20 protein-coding genes are annotated in these 17066 nt (G+C 67.9%); 12 read left to right on the forward strand and 8 right to left on the reverse strand.

The annotated features are described in order from the left end of the window. Positions 1-288 precede the first annotated feature (288 nt). Together ACFV0G_RS01505 and ACFV0G_RS01510 are read right to left on the reverse strand one after the other, a co-directional pair. A complete protein-coding gene (locus ACFV0G_RS01505) occupies positions 289-1548 on the reverse strand; it encodes a tyrosine-type recombinase/integrase (protein ID WP_380539745.1) in 1260 nt (419 codons plus the stop codon). Further along, a complete protein-coding gene (locus tag ACFV0G_RS01510) occupies positions 1549-1857 on the reverse strand; it encodes a helix-turn-helix domain-containing protein (RefSeq protein ID WP_380539748.1) in 309 nt (102 codons plus the stop codon). A gap of 683 nt (positions 1858-2540) precedes the next feature. Between ACFV0G_RS01510 and ACFV0G_RS01515 the strand changes: the two genes are divergently transcribed. After that, on the forward strand, positions 2541-2771 hold the full coding sequence (locus ACFV0G_RS01515; protein WP_380539751.1) for a helix-turn-helix domain-containing protein: 231 nt from the start codon (positions 2541-2543) through the stop codon (positions 2769-2771). A 75-nt stretch (positions 2772-2846) separates the two neighbouring features. On the opposite strand, the gene ACFV0G_RS01520 is transcribed toward ACFV0G_RS01515, so the two are convergent. Further along, entirely contained in the window at positions 2847-3197 is a 351-nt protein-coding gene (locus ACFV0G_RS01520; protein ID WP_380539754.1) for a hypothetical protein, read from the reverse strand. Between the two features lie 77 nt (positions 3198-3274). Here ACFV0G_RS01520 and ACFV0G_RS01525 point away from each other — a divergent pair, with 77 nt between their 5' ends. From ACFV0G_RS01525 to ACFV0G_RS01570, 10 genes are all read left to right on the forward strand, one after another. Continuing rightward, entirely contained in the window at positions 3275-3817 is a 543-nt protein-coding gene (locus ACFV0G_RS01525; RefSeq protein ID WP_380539757.1) for a hypothetical protein, read from the forward strand. A gap of 126 nt (positions 3818-3943) precedes the next feature. Beyond that, positions 3944-4066, forward strand: a complete 123-nt coding sequence (locus ACFV0G_RS01530) for a hypothetical protein (protein WP_380539760.1) — start codon at positions 3944-3946, stop codon at positions 4064-4066. Positions 4067-4116: 50 nt separating this feature from the next. Continuing rightward, entirely contained in the window at positions 4117-4425 is a 309-nt protein-coding gene (locus ACFV0G_RS01535) for a hypothetical protein (RefSeq protein ID WP_380539763.1), read from the forward strand. Between the two features lie 241 nt (positions 4426-4666). Continuing rightward, positions 4667-5269: a hypothetical protein gene (locus ACFV0G_RS01540; protein ID WP_380539766.1), complete on the forward strand. Its 603-nt coding sequence runs from the start codon at positions 4667-4669 to the stop codon at positions 5267-5269. Positions 5270-5336: 67 nt separating this feature from the next. Further along, positions 5337-5573, forward strand: coding sequence for a hypothetical protein (locus tag ACFV0G_RS01545; RefSeq protein WP_380539769.1), 237 nt, complete (start codon positions 5337-5339; stop codon positions 5571-5573). A gap of 97 nt (positions 5574-5670) precedes the next feature. After that, a complete protein-coding gene (locus ACFV0G_RS01550; RefSeq protein WP_380539772.1) occupies positions 5671-6024 on the forward strand; it encodes an HU family DNA-binding protein in 354 nt (117 codons plus the stop codon). Between the two features lie 541 nt (positions 6025-6565). Then, positions 6566-6913, forward strand: coding sequence for a hypothetical protein (locus ACFV0G_RS01555; RefSeq protein WP_380539775.1), 348 nt, complete (start codon positions 6566-6568; stop codon positions 6911-6913). 87 nt (positions 6914-7000) lie between these two features. Next, positions 7001-7591 (forward strand): hypothetical protein, encoded by a 591-nt coding sequence (locus ACFV0G_RS01560; RefSeq protein WP_380539778.1) that lies wholly within the window; start codon positions 7001-7003, stop codon positions 7589-7591. A 6-nt stretch (positions 7592-7597) separates the two neighbouring features. Then, the gene (locus ACFV0G_RS01565; RefSeq protein WP_380539781.1) at positions 7598-7786 is read left to right on the forward strand and encodes a hypothetical protein; all 189 of its coding nucleotides are present in this window, start codon (positions 7598-7600) and stop codon (positions 7784-7786) included. Between the two features lie 275 nt (positions 7787-8061). Continuing rightward, the gene (locus tag ACFV0G_RS01570) at positions 8062-8370 is read left to right on the forward strand and encodes a hypothetical protein (protein WP_380539784.1); all 309 of its coding nucleotides are present in this window, start codon (positions 8062-8064) and stop codon (positions 8368-8370) included. A gap of 52 nt (positions 8371-8422) precedes the next feature. Here ACFV0G_RS01570 and ACFV0G_RS01575 read toward each other — a convergent pair whose 3' ends face one another. The 5 genes from ACFV0G_RS01575 to ACFV0G_RS01595 all read right to left on the reverse strand — a co-directional run bounded on the left by ACFV0G_RS01575 (position 8423) and on the right by ACFV0G_RS01595 (position 15732). Next, positions 8423-10384, reverse strand: a complete 1962-nt coding sequence (locus ACFV0G_RS01575; protein ID WP_380539787.1) for a vWA domain-containing protein — start codon at positions 10382-10384, stop codon at positions 8423-8425. After that, positions 10381-11625, reverse strand: coding sequence for a KH domain-containing protein (locus ACFV0G_RS01580; protein WP_380539790.1), 1245 nt, complete (start codon positions 11623-11625; stop codon positions 10381-10383). The genes ACFV0G_RS01575 and ACFV0G_RS01580 overlap by 4 nt, the downstream gene beginning before the upstream one ends. Further along, entirely contained in the window at positions 11622-13379 is a 1758-nt protein-coding gene (locus ACFV0G_RS01585; protein WP_380539793.1) for a hypothetical protein, read from the reverse strand. The genes ACFV0G_RS01580 and ACFV0G_RS01585 overlap by 4 nt, the downstream gene beginning before the upstream one ends. Positions 13380-13384: 5 nt before the next feature. Next, positions 13385-14632 (reverse strand): hypothetical protein, encoded by a 1248-nt coding sequence (locus ACFV0G_RS01590; protein ID WP_380539796.1) that lies wholly within the window; start codon positions 14630-14632, stop codon positions 13385-13387. A 509-nt stretch (positions 14633-15141) separates the two neighbouring features. Continuing rightward, entirely contained in the window at positions 15142-15732 is a 591-nt protein-coding gene (locus tag ACFV0G_RS01595; RefSeq protein WP_380539799.1) for a DUF6087 family protein, read from the reverse strand. A gap of 211 nt (positions 15733-15943) precedes the next feature. On the opposite strand from ACFV0G_RS01595, the gene ACFV0G_RS01600 reads away from it, so the two are divergent. Then, the gene (locus ACFV0G_RS01600; protein WP_380539802.1) at positions 15944-16981 is read left to right on the forward strand and encodes a DUF932 domain-containing protein; all 1038 of its coding nucleotides are present in this window, start codon (positions 15944-15946) and stop codon (positions 16979-16981) included. Positions 16982-17066 lie beyond the last annotated feature (85 nt).

The following is a 17066-nucleotide window of genomic DNA, read 5'->3' on the forward strand; positions in this document are numbered from 1 at the left end:
CCCGCGGGGGGGTGTCTGTGTGTTAGTCCTTCTGTGGGGTGGTGACGGTGGGCCGCTATAAAAATCCCCGTAAACACCACATATGGTGCCCCGGGCCCGGGCCGCCCACCAACCCCCCCCCGCCCCCCTTTTTGCTGATGGGCCGACAGGTGATCGTCGGCCGGAGCGGCGCCTGCTTGCGATCTTGTCAGGGACCAGCCGGGGACCGGAGACACCGACCGATGGGGCCGCCACCACTTGCGGGTCCTCCTGGAACCGTGCAGGCGGGCAACCCGCACGGTCGAGCACTCACTGGACGAGACGCAGGTGACGCACTCCGGTCTCCGCCGGCGCCGAGCTGGGCGATGCCGCCTGCGGAGCGCGCCGGTCCGCCGACAGGTGCCTGCTGAGGGTCCGGCCAGCCTTCTCGATGGAGCTCTTGTCCGGGTGCAGGTAGCGCTGGGTCGTGGTGATATGGCCGTGGCCAGCGATCTTCTGGAGGACGTGGATGGGGACGCCGGCGTCGGCGAACCAGGTGAGGCCGGTGTGCCTGAGGTCGTGCCGGCGCAGGTACTCGTAGCCGAGACTGACAACGACTTCGTCCCAGTGGGTTGCGTCGCGGAGGATGGCTGTGGTGACCCGGCCGCCGCGCGGCCCGGTGAAGAGGCGGGCCATGGGGTCGTTGCCGACGACGTTCATGCGCCAGTTCACGAGGTCGCGGATCTCTTCGATGATGGGGACGGTGCGCCGCCTCTTGCCCTTGGTGCCTTTGTCGATGAGGCCGCCGGGGGCGGTGGTGGTCTGGCGGCACAGGTCCCAGGTCCAGTCGAAGCGGTTGATGTCCTTGACGCGGACACCGGAGACCTCGCCGATACGGGCGGCGGTGCAGGCGGCGAAGCGGACGATGTCGCCCCAGCCGCGGTAGTGGTTGTGGGAGCGCTCGACCAGGGCGTTGGCGAGTTCGACGAGGGCGTCCCAGTCGTTGAGGGCGAGGGAGCGTGGGTCGTCGAGTTCGTCTTCGGCTTTCTTGTAGAGGCGTTGCCAGCCGCTCATACGTGAGGGGTTGAAGTCGATGAGGCCGTCCCGGACGGCTTGCTCCATGATTCGTACGAGCGGGGCGAGGCTGTTCTTGACGGAGGAGACGGTGAGTCCGTCGGCGACCCAGAAGTGGAGGGCCCGGTCGGTGATGCCGTTGGTGATGTTGACGACGGGTATGTGGCCGAGGACCGGGACGACGCGGAGCTTCCAGCCGGCGGTGTAGGGGTCGAGGGTGGTGGTCTCCAGGCCGCGCATCGCCAGGTCCCAGTTCTCGTCGCCGTACTCGGCGAGGGTCATGGTGAGAGTTCTGGGGGTGATGCCGCGTCCTGCGGCCCGTTCCATGCGGGAGATCCAGGCCTCGGCTTCCTCCTCGGTGGAGACTGAGGAGGAAGCCGACTTGCGGCCACCGCCGTTGGGGTCCGTCCAGCGCACGCGGGCGCGGTAGCGGAACTCCGGGCGACGGTCGGGGCGGTGTTCGATGTCAGTTGTGAGCTTGACACCCATGGGGATGAGCTGGGCGTGGTCGGACATTCAGGCTGCCTTGGATGGGTCGGTGCGCTTCTGGGCGAGCCACACCTGGGTGTCGGGAATGCTGTAGAGGTAAAGCCGGGGCGCGATCTGCACGAAGGGCGGCCCCTGCGGAGGAGTGGCGGAGCGCCAGCGCCGCAGGGTCGACGGATCGACCTTCAGCAGGACCGCGAGTTCCTCGGTCGAGTACCAGCCGCTGTGCAGAAGGTCGAACTCCGATGCAGCTTCAGTCTCGTGTGCGAGGACAGCGGGGGAGTCCGGGGTCGGAGCGGGAAGCCGGCTTGCGGCGGAACCGTGGTGTCGGACGTGCATGTTCTCCCTCTGGCGAGGTGGTGGAGCCGCTTGGACTCGGCCGGACACGCCTACAGTCACCTGGCCGCCCGACAGGGCGGAACAGGGTTTGGCGTGCTGAATTGGGCAGACCGTACGTGTGCGGTGGTCTTCAAGGCGTGTCGAGATCCTGGTGGCATGCCGCGCGCATTGGCACCTCACGTCTGCCACCATCCGCCGAGACCGCATAGGCCGCTGGTGTCTGTCCAGGTCACCGGGAAGGAGTCGCTTCTCTGGGGTAGTCGTGGTTGCGACAACGGCGCAGGTCGCAGATGGCGCTCTTGACGGGTGAATCGCGGCTGGAAGGGAGCGCAGCGGTTGGGACGGGACACGCGACCGGTAAGCAGCCGCTACGGACGTAGCAGTTGCAAGAGAGTGCGGAACCGGCTGCGGTGGGGGCGTGGACGGGCACGGTACTGATGGGCAACGTGCTGGCCAACTGGGTTGAATCAGAGCGCTCTGCCAGGTGAGGAGCCTGTCCCTACGTAGGTGACTATGCGTCAGCTGATCTGCACCAAGGACGCCATCTGCGGTGCGCATGGCTCGTGACCTGCACGAATATGGTCCCGCATGTACCGCGCATGTAGCGGATGAGACGCACCGAGACGGGCGGTGCCGGAGGTGGACGGCGGGACGAAAAGGCCCGGCCGGGACAGGGTGTGGACATGACGACCGCAGGCGACACTCCCGTCCTGCCCGACCCGCGGGTCCAGCCGACCATGACCGTGCCGGAAGCCGGCCGCCTCCTCGGCCTCCAGAAGGCCGCGAGCTACAACGCGGCCCGGCGCGGCGACATCCCGACGATCTCGGTCGGCCGGCGCCTCCTGGTTCCTACCGCCAAGCTGCGCGCCCTGCTCGGCATCGACGCGGTCGCCCCCACCGACGTGGCGGCCTGAAGCGCCCGGCGCCCGATCATTCATCTGCCGGACTGCGGCCCCGGCACACAACCCTGGTAGGAGACCACCGGCATGTCATGGTTCGCTGTTGGAGACAGCACCGACGACCACTTCAAGACCCTCGCGGCGGGGAACGCGGCCCTCGGGCTGTGGGTCCGCTGCGGTGCCTACGCCAGCGCCCACTTGACCGACGGCGTGATCCCCGGAGCGGTCGCCGCCAAGAACGGCACCGCCTCGCAGATCCGAAAGCTCGTGGCGGCCGGGCTGTGGCACGCGGCCCGGCACACCTGCCCGAAGTGCCCGCAGGTCCGCGAGGGCGACTTCGTGATGCACGACTACCTGGACGCCAACCCCAGCCGCCGGCAGGTCCAGGAGCGCCGACGGCGCGCCGCCGAGAAGAAGCGCCAGCAGCGCGGCGGCGGTCATCCGTCCGCCGATGATGACGCTTCCCCGGACAACCGGGGGAGCAGCCCCCACGCGACGGGGGCGTCTTGGAGGAGACCATGCCGAAGCCCACCATGCCCGAGCTGCCGGCGGGCCTTGCCGCCCGCCCGATCGACCAGCGGCGCGGCCTGCCGATCCCGGCCGTCAACGAGCGGCCCGACGGCACCGCCGACTTCCTGTCGATCAACGGCCGGACCGCGATCAAGCTGGCCGTCTCGGGCGGATGCTCGCTGTGCACACGCCTGATGTCGGGACTCGCCGCGTTCCTCGGCGGTCCCAAGTCGGCTCAGGCGGGCAGCTACTCCGACCCGCCGATGCACGAGGAGTGCGCGGAAGCCGCCCTGCGACTGTGCCCGCACATTGCCCGCCAGCACGCCCGCCGCGCCACGGAGCGCCGGATCCCCGAGGCAACCGCGGTGCCCGAGGGGTTCTCCGAGGCCAAGCCCCAGGAGTGGGTGATGGTCCTGGCCAGCAGCTTCGGCGCCGGGCTGATGCCCGCCGAGGGCGGCGGCCTGGTGCCGGTGTTCCTGCTCGCCGACTACGAGCGGACGCGCCGATTCGTCTACGAGGACGGCGTGTTGGTCGAGAAGACCGACAGCTGACGGCGCGACCTTAACGACGGCCCCGGCATAGCTTCCCCGGCACACCAACCACCCCACCTGGGAGGACACCGTGCCGACCAACCAGAAGAGCGACCGCCGGGCCGCCTACGGGCGGGAGGCGGGCCGATGAAGCTCGTCTCCCGCGCCGAGTGGGGCGCAGCCGACCCCACCGGCTCCTACGCCCGCATCAGCTCCACCCGGGGCGTGAAGATCCACTACGAGGCTCCCCGGTCCCGGACGCCCTGCTAGGTGACCACGGCCGGTGCGCCGGCCACGTCCGCGCGATCCAGGCCTCGCACATGGCGAACACCTCGGAGGGCTGGATCGACATCGCGTATTCGTTCATCGTCTGCCCCCACGGCTACGTGCATGAGGGACGCGGCCTCGGTCACCGGAACGGGGCGAACGGCAACTCGACGCTCAACGCAGGCCACTACGCGGTGTGCGCCATGGTCGGCACCTCCGGCATCACCTCGCCGACCGACGACATGCTGAACGGCCTGGTCGACGCCATCGAGTTCGGCCGGCGTACCGGGTCGGGCCGAGCGAGGACATGGAGTCGCTGGACCTGGAGAAGGTGGTCGCCCTCCAGGAGCACTCGTCGATGATCTCGGGCCGGCGGACGGGCTGACGGGGCCTGTGACGTGGCTGTACGCCCACCAGACGGCTCATGGCCTGCGTGCTCGGTAGGTCTCCAACTCGGCTGCGGGGTGGGCGCTTTGAGTGCCCACCCCGCACGTAAAGTTACTAGTATCTAGTTATTTGACTCAGGTCTGTTATGTGCGAGGCTGCTCCTGCCAGCCGGGGAAACGCGAAGCCCCGGCCCAACGCACAAGGAGTCACAGCCCCATGACCGACACCACCGCCACCGAGGCCAACGCTCAGAACGAGACCGGCACCCGCCCGGCCGCCAAGCGCCTCGACAAGCGGACCGTGGTCGCCCTCGGCCTCGCCGCCGCCGGGTTCGTCGCCGGTTCCGTCGTGATGGGCCACCCGGCCGCCACCCCGGCCCCGAGCGCCCAGCCCGTCCCGACCAACCTCGTCCCGACCCTGACAGCCGCCCCGGCCCAGCTCAACACCGAGGCCCCCACCCTCCCGGCCCTGCCGACGCAGGTCCCAGCGGCCCCGGCCCTCGCCCCGGCCGCCCCGGCCCTGCCGGTGGCGCCCGCCGTCCCGGCCCCGGGCCTCACCCCCGCCCCGGCCGTCGTCACCCAGACCGCCGAGCAGCCCGCCCCCGTCCCGACCGTCACCGTGACGATCACCCACGTCCAGACCGCCCCGACCCCGGGGGCGCCCGCCCCGACCAGCGCGCCCACGATCTGCGCGCCCGCCCCCTCGCCCACCGCGACCGTCAGCCCGGCCCCGGCACAGGGCCCGTCGGCCAACACCAGCCCCTCGCCCGTCCCGACCAGCGTCCCGCCCGTGGTGCCCGGCCGCCCGACCGGCCACTGACCGGAACCTGACCGGCCCCGCCCCGCGCGGGGCCGGTCAGGCCCCACCCCAGGAAGGAACCCCCGCGATGCGCGGCCCCGCTCTGTTCGTCGGCTCTCTCCTCGCCGGACTGGTGCTCGGCACCATCAGCGGCGCCGCCGTGGCGCGCACCGCCGACGCCCCCAGCCGGCCGCCCGCCATCCCCGCGTCCCAGCCTGCCCAGCCCGGCTGCGCCACGCCGCCCGGCCAGGCAAAGCCGGCCGTCACCCCGTCTCAGCCCGCGCCGAGCCCGGCCCCGGCGCCCGCGCCTCAGCTCGCCGTGTAGCGGGCCCCTATGCCCCGGGCCGGGCGCCGTGACAGCCGACCGGCGCCCGGCCCGGCACCAACCCCAACCCCATCCCAGCCAGGACAGGAACCCCTTCATGAACGTCAACAAGAACGCCCTCATCGACCGCGTCGCCCCCCAGCTCGGGAGCCGGCGCGCCGCCGCCGAGGCCGTCGAGGTCGTACTCGACACCATCGCCCGCACCCTCGCCGAGGGGAGCTCGGTGTCCGTCACCGGCTTCGGCGTCTTCGAGCCCGCTGAGCGCGCCAGCCGCCTCGCCCGCAATCCCCAGACCGGCGACAGGGTCACGATCCCCGCGCGTCGCGTGCCCCGCTTCCGCCCCCACCAGCGCCTCAAGGACCTCACGAATGGCCGGCGTCCTCTCCCGACGGCCGGCAGCTCGATCCGCAAGGACCCCAAGGGCACCCACACGGCGCGGGACGCGGCGTGAACCTCGCCGACCGCCTGGCCGCCCTGTTCGAGCAGTTCCACCCGGCGCCGCCCACCCCGTACGTGCTGCGCCGCGACGTGGACGTGTCCGGGGTCTCGGGCGCCGGAACGGTCGCCGAGGGCTGCTACTTCTCGACCGCTGCGGGCTCCGCCGCGGTCACCCGCTGGCGGGGGAGTGGGGCTCGACCGTCGCGTGGGACCGGGCGAAGGGCGTCGAGGCGATCCACGGGCACGGCGGGGCCACCTGCGTGGTCGAGGTGCCGGTGACGGCCATGGTGGCGGCCCTGACCTCAATCGTGTCCCTCGGTGCGCAGCGCGGCGAGGACCCGTGGTCGGACGGCTGGAGCGAGGCGCTCAGGACGGTCTGTGGACTCGTTGAAGCGGCGTTCGGCGCGCACCTGCCGGTCGCTCCCGACGGTGCTGGGCCTGCCGAACCTCACCAGAACAGACTCGGGTAAGCATAATTGATCTGAGTCTGTTATTGGTGGAGGCTGGTACTGCCAGCCGGGGCCAGCGAACCCCGGCCCAATCAAGGAGCCAACATGCCGCGCGTCAACCACGGAGACGCCCTCACCACGATCCGCCCGCTCGTCGGCGGCGCCGTGTCGGGCATCAAGCAGGTGTGCCGGGTCGGGGACGTCATCCTCGTCGCCTCCCTGGCGGAAGCCATCCGCGACGAGTGGTACGACGGCATCACCGTCCGGGTGCTCTCCCACCGCGCCGGAGAGCTGGACGTCAATCACTTCCGGTTCGCTGACCACGGAACCCTTCCGCACCACGGCGGCGGCATGCTCACCGCCTACAACGCGCACCTCCTGGACGAGCCCGGGGCACTGGAGCCCCAAGGTCTGCGAGACGCCATCGGCCGGTACACCGCCAGCATCTGCTGACAGGCCGCCGGGGTCCGCCGCACGCACTGCGGCGGGCCCCGGCGACACGCCAGGCCGGAACCCTCCGGCCACACAGGGGGACACGACATGGCCGGCTTCCCGGTCCGATACCACGGCAGCATCACCGAACTTCACGGACTCACCTTCACCGCCACCGTGCACGACTGCGACGACGATCACGGCCAGGACATCACAGGCCGCGACGAGGGATGCCACACCCTCGTGGATGAGTCCGGCCGGTCCCTCGCCCACGTGCGGCGCAGCAGCATCACCCCGATCGCGCCGGACGGCGACGACCTCCACCACGTCGCCCGAGACGGGGACTGGATCCACCTGCCCAGCCTGGGTGAGGTGCGATTCGCCCACCAGGAGTCCGGCCCCACCTGCCGGACCTGGTGGATCTACTACTACGCCTGCTCCGGCCGGCGCTGGAGCATTTCCGCGCGACTCGTCTCCATCTACGACGCCGCGGCCATCCGCACGCGCTACACCACGCCGCAGGAACGACTCACCTGGCAGGTGCGCATGGCGCTGGACGAGCTCGCCGAGACCTGCGCCCACCCCCACCTGCACCAGGTCTTCGAGGAGCAGGCCGACCTGGTCGAACGCCTCACCCGGCAGCAGGAGCTCAACGCCGACGCCGCCGAGCTGGCCGGCGTCGAGGCCGGACAGGGCTGATGGCCCATGAGCACCCAGACGTGGATCGGCCGCATCAGCAGCAGCCCCGAACTTCACCGCATGCCGGGCAGCCCCGTCCAGAACGTCACGTTCACCCTCGAAGAGCGCCCCGCCCTCGCCGAACGCGGCAAGCGCCGAGATGCCGCCGTCCGCTCCTCCTGCGGTGCGTTGCCTGGCGAGGCCTGGCCCAGCTGATCGCCGACACCTTCAGGGCGGCCGACCGCGTGATCGTGATCGGCACCCTGCGCCAGCGCACCGGGCGCGCCACGACGGCCATCGAACTCGAGGTCTCCGACATCGGAGCGCTGCTCCACGAGGGCGCGCCCTTCACGCGCGCCGACCATCCCCAGCGAGCCAGACTGAGGCGTAAGGCCGGCGGTGCGAGCGCTCCTCGCACCGCCCTCCTGCCGACTGATAGACATGACGTCGTACCCCCGTCTGGGAAACCGGACCATCACGCGAGGAGCATCATGAGCGGCAGGAAGCCGAGCACGAAGCTGGCCGGCGCCGCCAAGGCCCTCCAGGAGGCGGTCAAGGCTCTCGAGGACGCCGGCCTCACCCACGTCGAGATCATGGAGGCTCTGCGCGAGCCCCTGTCCGAGGTCGACGCGACACTGACAGACATGCGCAGGCTGCGCCGCGAGGCCGTCGTGGCCGCCTACCCAGACCGCACCCGCACCGTCTACGAGCTGTCCGAGGCATCAGGGCTGGAGTCCGCCCTGATCACCCGCTACGCGAAGGAAGCTGGCCTGGAGTTGCGTAACCGCAAGCGGGGCTAACAGCGTGTTATCTGGTGGGGGTATGCGCAAAGCCAAGCGCCTATCGGATGGGTCAGAAACCAAGGGTTGGCGGGGTGCTGTCGGGAGGAGGTTCGTTGGGGCTTTCCGGCTTCTCGGGAAGTGGTGCGGTCTGGAGAGTCTGGTAAATGTCTTGGAGCATGCCGGATAGGCCATCCATCAGACCGCACTGGAGGAGTGACCAACCTTTCGCGTCATCGGGCTCCAAGTGGTACTGGTTAGTTAGCTCGTAGAGAATCTTGCCAACATCGAGTTGATGTCGCTGGGCCTTGCCTTTATTCTCGCGTCCCACCTCGGCATGAGCGAAGTCCAAGCGCAGGGTGTGGATGCGGCCTAGGCGGCCATCCCAGACGATGCGATGGATCTCCTGGAGGGGGTAAGTCGACTCGGATGGCCTGGAATTCAGGCGACTATCTTGCTGCTCGCGGAAGATCTGGTGGATTTCTAGAATCCAGTCAGTAAAGGTAGCCCGGCTTGTGGCGGGTTCGCCAATTCGGAGAATCGAGTCGGCCTGGCCTGTATGGCGATAGATCGGCTGGCCGATTCGCTTTTTTGATACCTCGATACATCGGACGTAAAGTTGCTGTATCTTGTCCGCGAGTTGGCGTCGACGGTCAGAGAGTTCGGCATCGGCAGTCTGGGCTGCCGCGACTGCCGCTGCGATCTCCGGTTGTGGTTTTGGGAGTTGACCGGCGTGTGGCCTACCTGCAACGCGCGAGATGCCGGTGGCCAGTTCGCCGAAGTACTCCTCGAGAATCTCCATTCCGCCAATCCGGGTCGGGTCGCCGCCACCAACTTCCACCAGATGGCGCAACAGGCGGTGGTTGGGGACGATGCTCACATGAGGTGGTTGTGAGCCGTGGTTCTCCTGCCACCATGTGGCGAATGTCTGCTCGTCTCCGATGCCAATGGCGTGCAGTCGGATGCCTAGGGAGTCATTTAGCTCCTCCATGAGGGAGACCGGGTCGGCAGTTGCGGCGAGCATTTCGCCGGTGGCCTTCTCGTCTTTCTCGGACCAATCGGCTCCGTCGCTGACTAGGACGATTAGTCGATCGTTTTGCGGAAGGCCGTACCGATACAGCAATTCAGAGGCGAAGTGCAGTGCCTGGCCAATATCGGTTCCGGCCTCCTCGTGTTTGAGGAGGCCGATCGCCGCGCGAAACTCTCGAACCTCATCATCCTCGTCGCCAGTGCCGATCTCGGCCATCCCACCATGCCGGGGATATATGCAGGACGAGCGGGTAGTGAACCGGACTAGCGCGAGACGGGTGGTGCGGCCCGCGATGGACAAGCGGGAGTCGGCCATCTGTTGAAGAGCACGTTTTAGGGCTTCCATCCGGGTGAGGTACGGCTTGCGGCGCCGGGCGGTCCGGCTGACATCGCCGGTATCCAGCACATCGTCCCAGGACATCGAGGCGCTGCAGTCCGCAAGGATCACCACGTCGACACCGGCCCGGCTCCCAGGGGCGAACAGATGCAGAGTGGTAGTGGTGCCGATCCGCACCAGACCAGTCAGCGGCGACCCTTGAGAATCGGCGACGCTGCGTACCCGGTACGGGACGCCGTTGACGTTCAACCAGGAGGCCGCCGACTGGTTGCCTGCCGTGCTCCGAAAGACCTGCCCGTCGAGCGCGGTGGAGACAAGAAGCTGCTTAACGCACTGAGCGAGTGGGAGGTCCGTGCTGGCTTCGAGCACTGCAGAATCTGCGGTCTCCGCGTTTTCCACGCTGAGCAGCCAGTCAGTGGCGTCGGCAGACAGCCCGGCGGAGCGGGCAAAGTCCTCGTGGCAGACGGCGATGCCCGGCGATAGCTCTGGCAGTGGGACCAACCTGATGGCCCAAGCCTGTTCCCGGTCCACTGCCGAGGGCACCAATAGTCCGGCGCTCTCGGTCGGCAGGTCGGCGGGGCTCAGGGCAATTCGGTTGTCTCCGACGAGGCCGTCGCCAGCCACGGTCACCAGTCGCGTATCCGAAGCGGTGCGGAGTCGAATGCTCATCGCTTCTCCAGTTCGAGTGTGACGCCCAGCCGTTGGTTGAGACTACGGATGGTCGCTCCACGTCGGCCGATAAATAGGCCGGCCAGATCGGGCGGCACGCGAACGAAGAGCTTATTTACCTTCGGCCGGTAGTCTGAGAACGCGATACCGGAAGCTAGATCTGCTTGCCCATCCGCACGGAGCAGGGTTAGCAGTGACTCGAAGTGACGGCGACCTTCAGCGTGTTCGTCTGTGAATCTAGCCAGATCTTGCTGCCGGACCTCGGCGTGGACGTCCATCAGACTGGCCATCGCGACGTCCCGTTGGCTTCCCGATAGCTGCCTGCGGACAACGCTAAACAGCTCATCCAGGACGGCAACATCCAAGGCCTCGTTGCGGACGTTGATGAAGATATGTCGCACCACAGACAACCGGGGTAACCTCGCCGGCATGCGTCGGCGATGAATGCTGCGCTGCGCGGTGCTGGCCACGATTTGAAATATCAGATCCTCGCGAGAAAGCTGACCTAGTCCCCGCATGTGGTCGGGACATAGCACCAGGCCGCGCTTGTGCGGGCCGTAGATCTGCCAGCGGGCCGCATGACTGGCGCAGACCCGATTGCGACACATGTCCCGCGGTGGAACGTGCTCGCAACGGAGGATTCCGGTCTGAACGCAGCCTCTGGACGAACAGGCGGGGAAATTCTGGGCATAGCACTTCGGGCAGTATGAGGTCCGCGCATCGCCGGGGTGGTGACGGCGGTGCGAATCGCACCAGGCGCGCCGGCGCCGACAGCCCGGTCCATCGCACCAATACGTGCCGGGCTGACCGCACTCACATTCAGGGGCATGGCGAGGGCAAAGCGCTCGCAGGCCACCGTCCAGCAGCACCACGTGTCGGTCGCAGATTCGTTCACTGCGCTTCTCGTCCTTGCAGGTATGGCAGAGGAACGGCCCGTAGGCAGAGTCGCCGTGCTGCTTGCAGGTGCCACATATGTACCGGACATAGGCCGGTTCGAGGATGCCGCGCACGGCGAAGGCCGTGTCAGGGCCGAAGTGGGTAGGGTTGGCTTCGGGATCTAGCAGCTGTACAGCAACCGTGCCGAGTTCACCGAAGCCGAGTTGTAGCGGCTGGCGTTCATGTGGGTCGACATGGGTCAGTCGGGGCTCCAACTTCGTCCAAAGAGCCCGGTAGCCCTGGGCATCCGTCGGCACCTCCTGGTAACCGCGTACGTCAAGCAGAACTGGGATTGATGTGGTCATGCTGCGGCCTCCTCCGTACGGCGGACCAAGAGCAATTCGGTCCGGGCACGGCGGCCTTGGTCAGTGGCGTATCCCGCGACGGACAACACCACAGGGGCGAGAGAGTCGGGACAGTCCTGTATCCGGCGGCGTATCGACTCGGCCAGGGCGACGCGTTCGCTGCCAGGAAGGTCCACGGCAAGCAGCGCCAAGCCATTGCGGTGGGCAAGTCTGACCGCCTGCGCTGCCCGGCCGCTAGCCCAGGATTCTTGCAGGGCATCGGCACTGACGGCCTGCTGCCCCCGGGGACGTAGCTGCCTGCGGTAGCCGCGGGCCCGCTCCCGATCCAGTCTTCGAAGTTGCCGGTCGAGGTCGCTGGAGCCACCAGAAGCGAGGTATTCGCGGAGCAAGGGTGCCACCTCGACGCCGTTCGAGAATCGATCCAGTGCCGACAACAACGCCTTGGTAGCCTTCTCGCTGGTCGGTACCTGAGCTCGGGACTTGGGGCGGGCCGGGCGCTCGCCGCTGCTGCTGAGACGCCGTGGTTCTGGAGCGGCATCCGCCTCACCAGCCAGTCTGCTCGACCAAGTCAACTCCACGACCGAGGCCGCGCCAGGAGCCGACTCCCGCGCGCAGGCCCCGATCCTGTCGGCCAGCAGCCTGTCGGGTTCCGTCAGTGCGGAAGCCAGTTCCCTCTCTGTGAGGCGGACGCCGCTGCTCCAGCGGGCGACGAGGTCGTTCTCGTTTCGGACCGTGAGTGGGTCTCTCTGCTGAAGCGTAAGGCCGGTAACCAGTGGTGACAATTCGCAAAATGTTGCATCTAGGGAGCGGAACTCCGGCAGTAGATCACTTACGAGGTTGAGGCAGGCATCTGCGGCGGTCGAGAATTTGACTTTAGGCCTCGAGGTGCCACCCGGTGTTTGATCTTCTTCGAACCTGGCGGATAGGCCGTGTGCGATAGCCCGAGATCGATTTCGGTCGAGGAGTGGCTGAGGAATCGCACCGACCCGTCGGCCTTCTCGCTCGATGCGTCGGGCACGCATTGCTAGTGCCTGTACGAGCAGAGCGTGTGCCATGGTGCTGGATACCAGCTGCTGCGCGTCGAGCATTCTTAGGCTGACACCATCGAAATTGTCTAACGGATCGCCGAACGGATTGACATCCATCAACTCCAGGCGTGCGATGCCTTCGTCACGCTGCAGGCTCTCCCTCACTCGATCCAGGTGGCGAGATGAAAAGGAATGGATGTAGTGGGTGGCGAGCTGATCGGTAGCCTCGGCCAGTCGGCGCGAGCCCTCGGTTTCTGTGGAATGAGGACCGTATGCGGCCCGGCCAGCCAGCGCAATCAGCGCGGGCGTATACTGGCGAAACAAGTTGGTGCACAGCTCCCGTTGAATATCGCCCAGCACCTCGACGTCGTGAAGGTCGCCCACGAGCCAACAGTGGGACGCAGTGGAGTCGGCGAGAAACGCAGCCGGGAGAAGGTTGCCGCCAGTACTTCGCACCTCTGCAGACAGCGCGGCAGTCGCCTGGGCCAGGGCGCCGGCGACGCGGGCGCGGACCTGCGGCGCGTACAAATACACAGGGCCTGAGTCCAGCCAAACTGCGCCCGGTCTTCGGATGTCACAACGCACCAGCACCTGCCCGAACTCGCCCGAGACTATGGGCTGTCCTTCCATCGGCCGGATGCGCTCGTACGGATTCGTAGCCGCGACAACGTATCCCTTGAGGATCCGCTGCCGCAGCGGTCCATCCCGGTACAGGCTAACGAGCACGTGCTCTACCCCTTGTCCTCCAAGTCGTCCCCGGAGTGCCTGCGCCAGCCTCGCAGTGCGCCGAGCATCGCTCGGACTGGTGGCAGAAGAGTCAGTCCGGCGGCGAGGGCGAAGGCAATCAGTGTCGCCCAGAGCAGACTGTTGGTGCTTCCGGCACCAGCTACCGCAGCAGCGCTGTATGAGAGCGCGAACGGCAGTCCCAGCGCCGTGACTAGGCCAAGCGCGGCGTTGACACTGCGGTTGGTCTGAGCGTCGACGAACCGTGCGGAGTCTGTAAGGTCCTCCACCAGGCGACGGCGCAACTCAGAGTGCCGGTGCTGGAGTTGGTACGCGGCGAGTAGCTCATTGCCCTTGCCGTGGACAGTGACGTGTTCCATTCCGAGCATGGTCCGGGTGTTGATCAGCCTACTCTCTATGGCAACCAGGGCCGACGGTGTGAGTCGAGTGGTGTGCAGAGCGGAGATCTCGTTGGCCAGCCGATTGAGCGCAGCGCCGTGCAGCATGCCGAGGAGAAACACGTCCAGGTAGATGCTATGGACATGGGTGGCTGCGGCGGCATGGAAGGAGTCGGTACCCAAGTCCGGCGAGACTCCGAGGAAGGCTGCGCCATCCCTCAGCACCAGGACCTGCCAGTCTGCGGAGAACCTGATCCTTCCTCGGAACAGCGCGTCGTGGTCCTCAGGATCGGGCGGGAAACAATTCAGCGGGGTGGCTGAGGCCATCAGCCAGAGCCACTGGTCCCGCGGACCCCACTCACGATATGGGCCGGGCATTACAGGGGCCAGTGGGGTCGTTTCGAAGGTCACGTGCGCCAAGGTCCAGGTCCGACGCGTGTATTCGGCGATCCGAATTCCTTCTGGCAACAGCCCGTTAACGAACTCCCTGTTCTTCACGCCGCGGTCGGATGTGGACAGGTCGGTCCAGGCTGCCAGTTCGGCGGCGGGATCTGGTCCGAGCGCGACGTGCACAACTGCTAGGCCAGTCCCCGGTACTGCTAAGTTCCGCAGCACTTCCACCGCGAGTACTGCACTGCCGCGCAGCGTGGCGGAGACCGGGCGGTGCCAGCGGACTGGGCGGCCATCCCGACCGTAGAGCGCACCGCTTACGCGCTCCTCGAAGTAGGTCAGCCGCGTTGCCTGGTCGGCTGCCTGGAGACTGAGGGCGATGGCCTGATCCCCTGCCCACATTAGGTGCACGGGTAATGGCCCGGAGGCCCACTCTGGATTGACGCCGACCGTCGCTTCGACGATCAAGCAACCCGTACTACGCTGAATGGTCATGCCTCCACCGCCTGCTGGGTGCTCCGGCACTCACCACTTCCTCCAGTCCATGGTGCCGCAGAGGACGGGTCGCTGCACGTTTGCCAGCGGGTGCTCAGCCGAGGCGCGCTCGCAGAGTGTTACCACTCAGGTTGAATTTGTCTTGTCGTAGGTGGTGACGCACCGTAATCCGTGCGGTATTTCAACGGCGTGCGATACGCGAAGGGGGCGGGTTCACTGCCCAGGAGCAACGCCGTCGCGATCGGGTGCGGCTGGAGGTCGCCAAGCGGTTCGAACGTGGTGACGGCAACAGGGTGATCGCGGCTGACCTCCGGCTCACCGTTTGGTCGGCGGAGGGATGGCGCCAGGCATGGCGGCATGGCGAACTGGCCGGCTTGGAGTTGAAGGGGTCGCAGTCCCTGCCCAGACTCAGCCGGCGGCAATTCGCCTCGCTGGAAGGGGAGTTGGAGCATTGCGTAGGGAGGGCATCGAGGTAGTCGAGGTCAACCAGCCCCGACCGCGCGACCCTGCGCGCGGCAAGACTGATGCCGTTGATGCCGACGCCGTAGCTCGCGGTGTCTTGTCGGGACGCCGATGTCACGCCGAAGACCGCTGACGGACCTACGCGTCCTACGGTTGGCTAAAGTAGTACCCCCGCTGCCCCCGGGGCGGGCCGGCAACCGATACCGAGGCTTCTTGTGGCGACCGGTGCCCCGCCCGAGGTGCGGCGCCAGCAGGGGCCGGACGACGCTATTCCCGTCGATCCCGTGCAGCAGGCGCTGCGCCGTCGCGTAGTCGGCGACGACCGTCTCCGGCAGCCACTGCACACCGTCCCACCGCATCACCAGCCGCGGTTCCTCCGGCCGGACGTGCGCAGCGCCCTCGCTGCCGTCGAGCCGCACCGCCTTCAAGGCGCGTACGGGACGGCGGGACGCGTCCCGCCGAGGCATCCGCGACTCCAGCGGCTCGTCATCCACCAGCCGGACTCCCTTCCTGCAGCGCGCCGCGTGAAGCGCGCGGAGTGCCGGCTCAGTGGCCGGGCGCGGCGCCGGCGGCGTTCCCGAGGATCCCGCCGAGTGTGTCAGCCGGCGCACCGTCAGGCCAAACCGTTGCGGGCCCGATGCTCTGCGGCGTCCCCCAGCGCACCGTCTTCCCTGGCTTCTCCAGGATGCCTTCTACGAGCCGAAGTTGGGTGTGCCCAAGGGCGCGCCCCGGCATCTAGACTTAAGTCAAGAAAGCGGACAGAAGTCCGAAAGATTGCCAGTCCGGGCCGCGAACCCGGACCACATCACACAGGAGACACGCATGCGCGACAGCGCCGTCATCACCGGCCGGGCCGACCTCGGGGCCATCGACAACACCACCGGCGAGGCCGCCTTCTACTCCCACCGCCAGCCCGCCTGGCACGGCCTCGGCACGGTGACCGAGGAGGCCAAGACCAGCGAGGAGGTCCTGCACCTTGCCAAGCTGGACTGGCAGGTCGAGAAGCGCCCGCTGCTCTCCATGCACAAGGGCAAGCTCGGCAAGAAGATCCCCAACCGCTTCGGCACCTTCCGCGACGACACGGGCGACTGGCTCGGCGGCCTGGTCGGCAACACCTGGACCCCCATCCAGAACCGCGAGGCCTTCGCGTTCCTGGACGAGCTGGTCGGCGGCGGCCACGTCACCTATGAGGCCGCCGGGGCCCTCGACGGCGGCCGCGTCGTCTTCATGTCCACCATGTCCCCGAGCATCACCATCGACCCGGAGGGCGCGGCCGACCGCATCGACCTGTACACCCTGTTCGCCAACAGCCACGACGGCCGCTCCGCCGCCGTTGCCGTCGAGACCCCCATCCGGGCGGTGTGCACCAACACCCTGGACCTCGCGGTCAACGAGGCACAGCGCACCTGGAAGATCCGCCACACCTCCGACGCCCTGTCCCAGCTGGAGGAGGCCCGCCGCGCCCTCGGCTTCACCGAGCGGTACGCGGCCGCCTTCGAGGCTGAGGCCACCCAGCTCTTCCAGACCGCGATGACCAACCAGGAATTCGACAAGCTCATCGCCCAGCTGTGGACGCCCCCGGCTGAGGGGGCCCGCAAGAACCTGGTCACGGCCCACCAGGAGCGCCGCGACCGCCTGCACCACCTGTTCCGGGAGGCCGACACCCAGGACAACATCCGGGGCACCCGCTGGGCCGCCCTCCAGGCCGTCATCGAGTTCGACGACTACTTCCGCACCGTCAAGGTGCCCGAGGCCCTGACCGAGCAGGAGCACCGCAACAACCTGTCCATGACCGCCCTGCTGCACGACCAGAAGAACGACCTCAAGGACCTCGCCAAGAGCCTGCTGCTCGCGGCCTGATCGTCCCGGGGCCGCGCGGGGGCGGCGCCCCCCGCCCCCCCCGCCCCCCCCAGAGCGCCCCCGCCCCCCCCCCGCGCCCCCCGGC

This window comes from Kitasatospora sp. NPDC059571, assembly GCF_042735675.1.
GTDB lineage: Bacteria > Actinomycetota > Actinomycetes > Streptomycetales > Streptomycetaceae > Kitasatospora.

Bases quoted from the DNA above. Each gene is read 5' to 3' on its own strand.
- ACFV0G_RS01505 (WP_380539745.1), bottom strand. From the start codon at position 1,548: ATGTCCGACCACGCCCAGCTCATCCCCATGGGTGTCAAGCTCACAACT.
- ACFV0G_RS01510 (WP_380539748.1), bottom strand. From the start codon at position 1,857: ATGCACGTCCGACACCACGGTTCCGCCGCAAGCCGGCTTCCCGCTCCG.
- ACFV0G_RS01515 (WP_380539751.1), top strand. From the start codon at position 2,541: ATGACGACCGCAGGCGACACTCCCGTCCTGCCCGACCCGCGGGTCCAG.
- ACFV0G_RS01520 (WP_380539754.1), bottom strand. From the start codon at position 3,197: ATGACCGCCGCCGCGCTGCTGGCGCTTCTTCTCGGCGGCGCGCCGTCG.
- ACFV0G_RS01525 (WP_380539757.1), top strand. From the start codon at position 3,275: ATGCCGAAGCCCACCATGCCCGAGCTGCCGGCGGGCCTTGCCGCCCGC.
- ACFV0G_RS01530 (WP_380539760.1), top strand. From the start codon at position 3,944: ATGAAGCTCGTCTCCCGCGCCGAGTGGGGCGCAGCCGACCCCACCGGC.
- ACFV0G_RS01535 (WP_380539763.1), top strand. From the start codon at position 4,117: ATGGCGAACACCTCGGAGGGCTGGATCGACATCGCGTATTCGTTCATC.
- ACFV0G_RS01540 (WP_380539766.1), top strand. From the start codon at position 4,667: ATGACCGACACCACCGCCACCGAGGCCAACGCTCAGAACGAGACCGGC.
- ACFV0G_RS01545 (WP_380539769.1), top strand. From the start codon at position 5,337: ATGCGCGGCCCCGCTCTGTTCGTCGGCTCTCTCCTCGCCGGACTGGTG.
- ACFV0G_RS01550 (WP_380539772.1), top strand. From the start codon at position 5,671: ATGAACGTCAACAAGAACGCCCTCATCGACCGCGTCGCCCCCCAGCTC.
- ACFV0G_RS01555 (WP_380539775.1), top strand. From the start codon at position 6,566: ATGCCGCGCGTCAACCACGGAGACGCCCTCACCACGATCCGCCCGCTC.
- ACFV0G_RS01560 (WP_380539778.1), top strand. From the start codon at position 7,001: ATGGCCGGCTTCCCGGTCCGATACCACGGCAGCATCACCGAACTTCAC.
- ACFV0G_RS01565 (WP_380539781.1), top strand. From the start codon at position 7,598: ATGAGCACCCAGACGTGGATCGGCCGCATCAGCAGCAGCCCCGAACTT.
- ACFV0G_RS01570 (WP_380539784.1), top strand. From the start codon at position 8,062: ATGAGCGGCAGGAAGCCGAGCACGAAGCTGGCCGGCGCCGCCAAGGCC.
- ACFV0G_RS01575 (WP_380539787.1), bottom strand. From the start codon at position 10,384: ATGAGCATTCGACTCCGCACCGCTTCGGATACGCGACTGGTGACCGTG.
- ACFV0G_RS01580 (WP_380539790.1), bottom strand. From the start codon at position 11,625: ATGACCACATCAATCCCAGTTCTGCTTGACGTACGCGGTTACCAGGAG.
- ACFV0G_RS01600 (WP_380539802.1), top strand. From the start codon at position 15,944: ATGCGCGACAGCGCCGTCATCACCGGCCGGGCCGACCTCGGGGCCATC.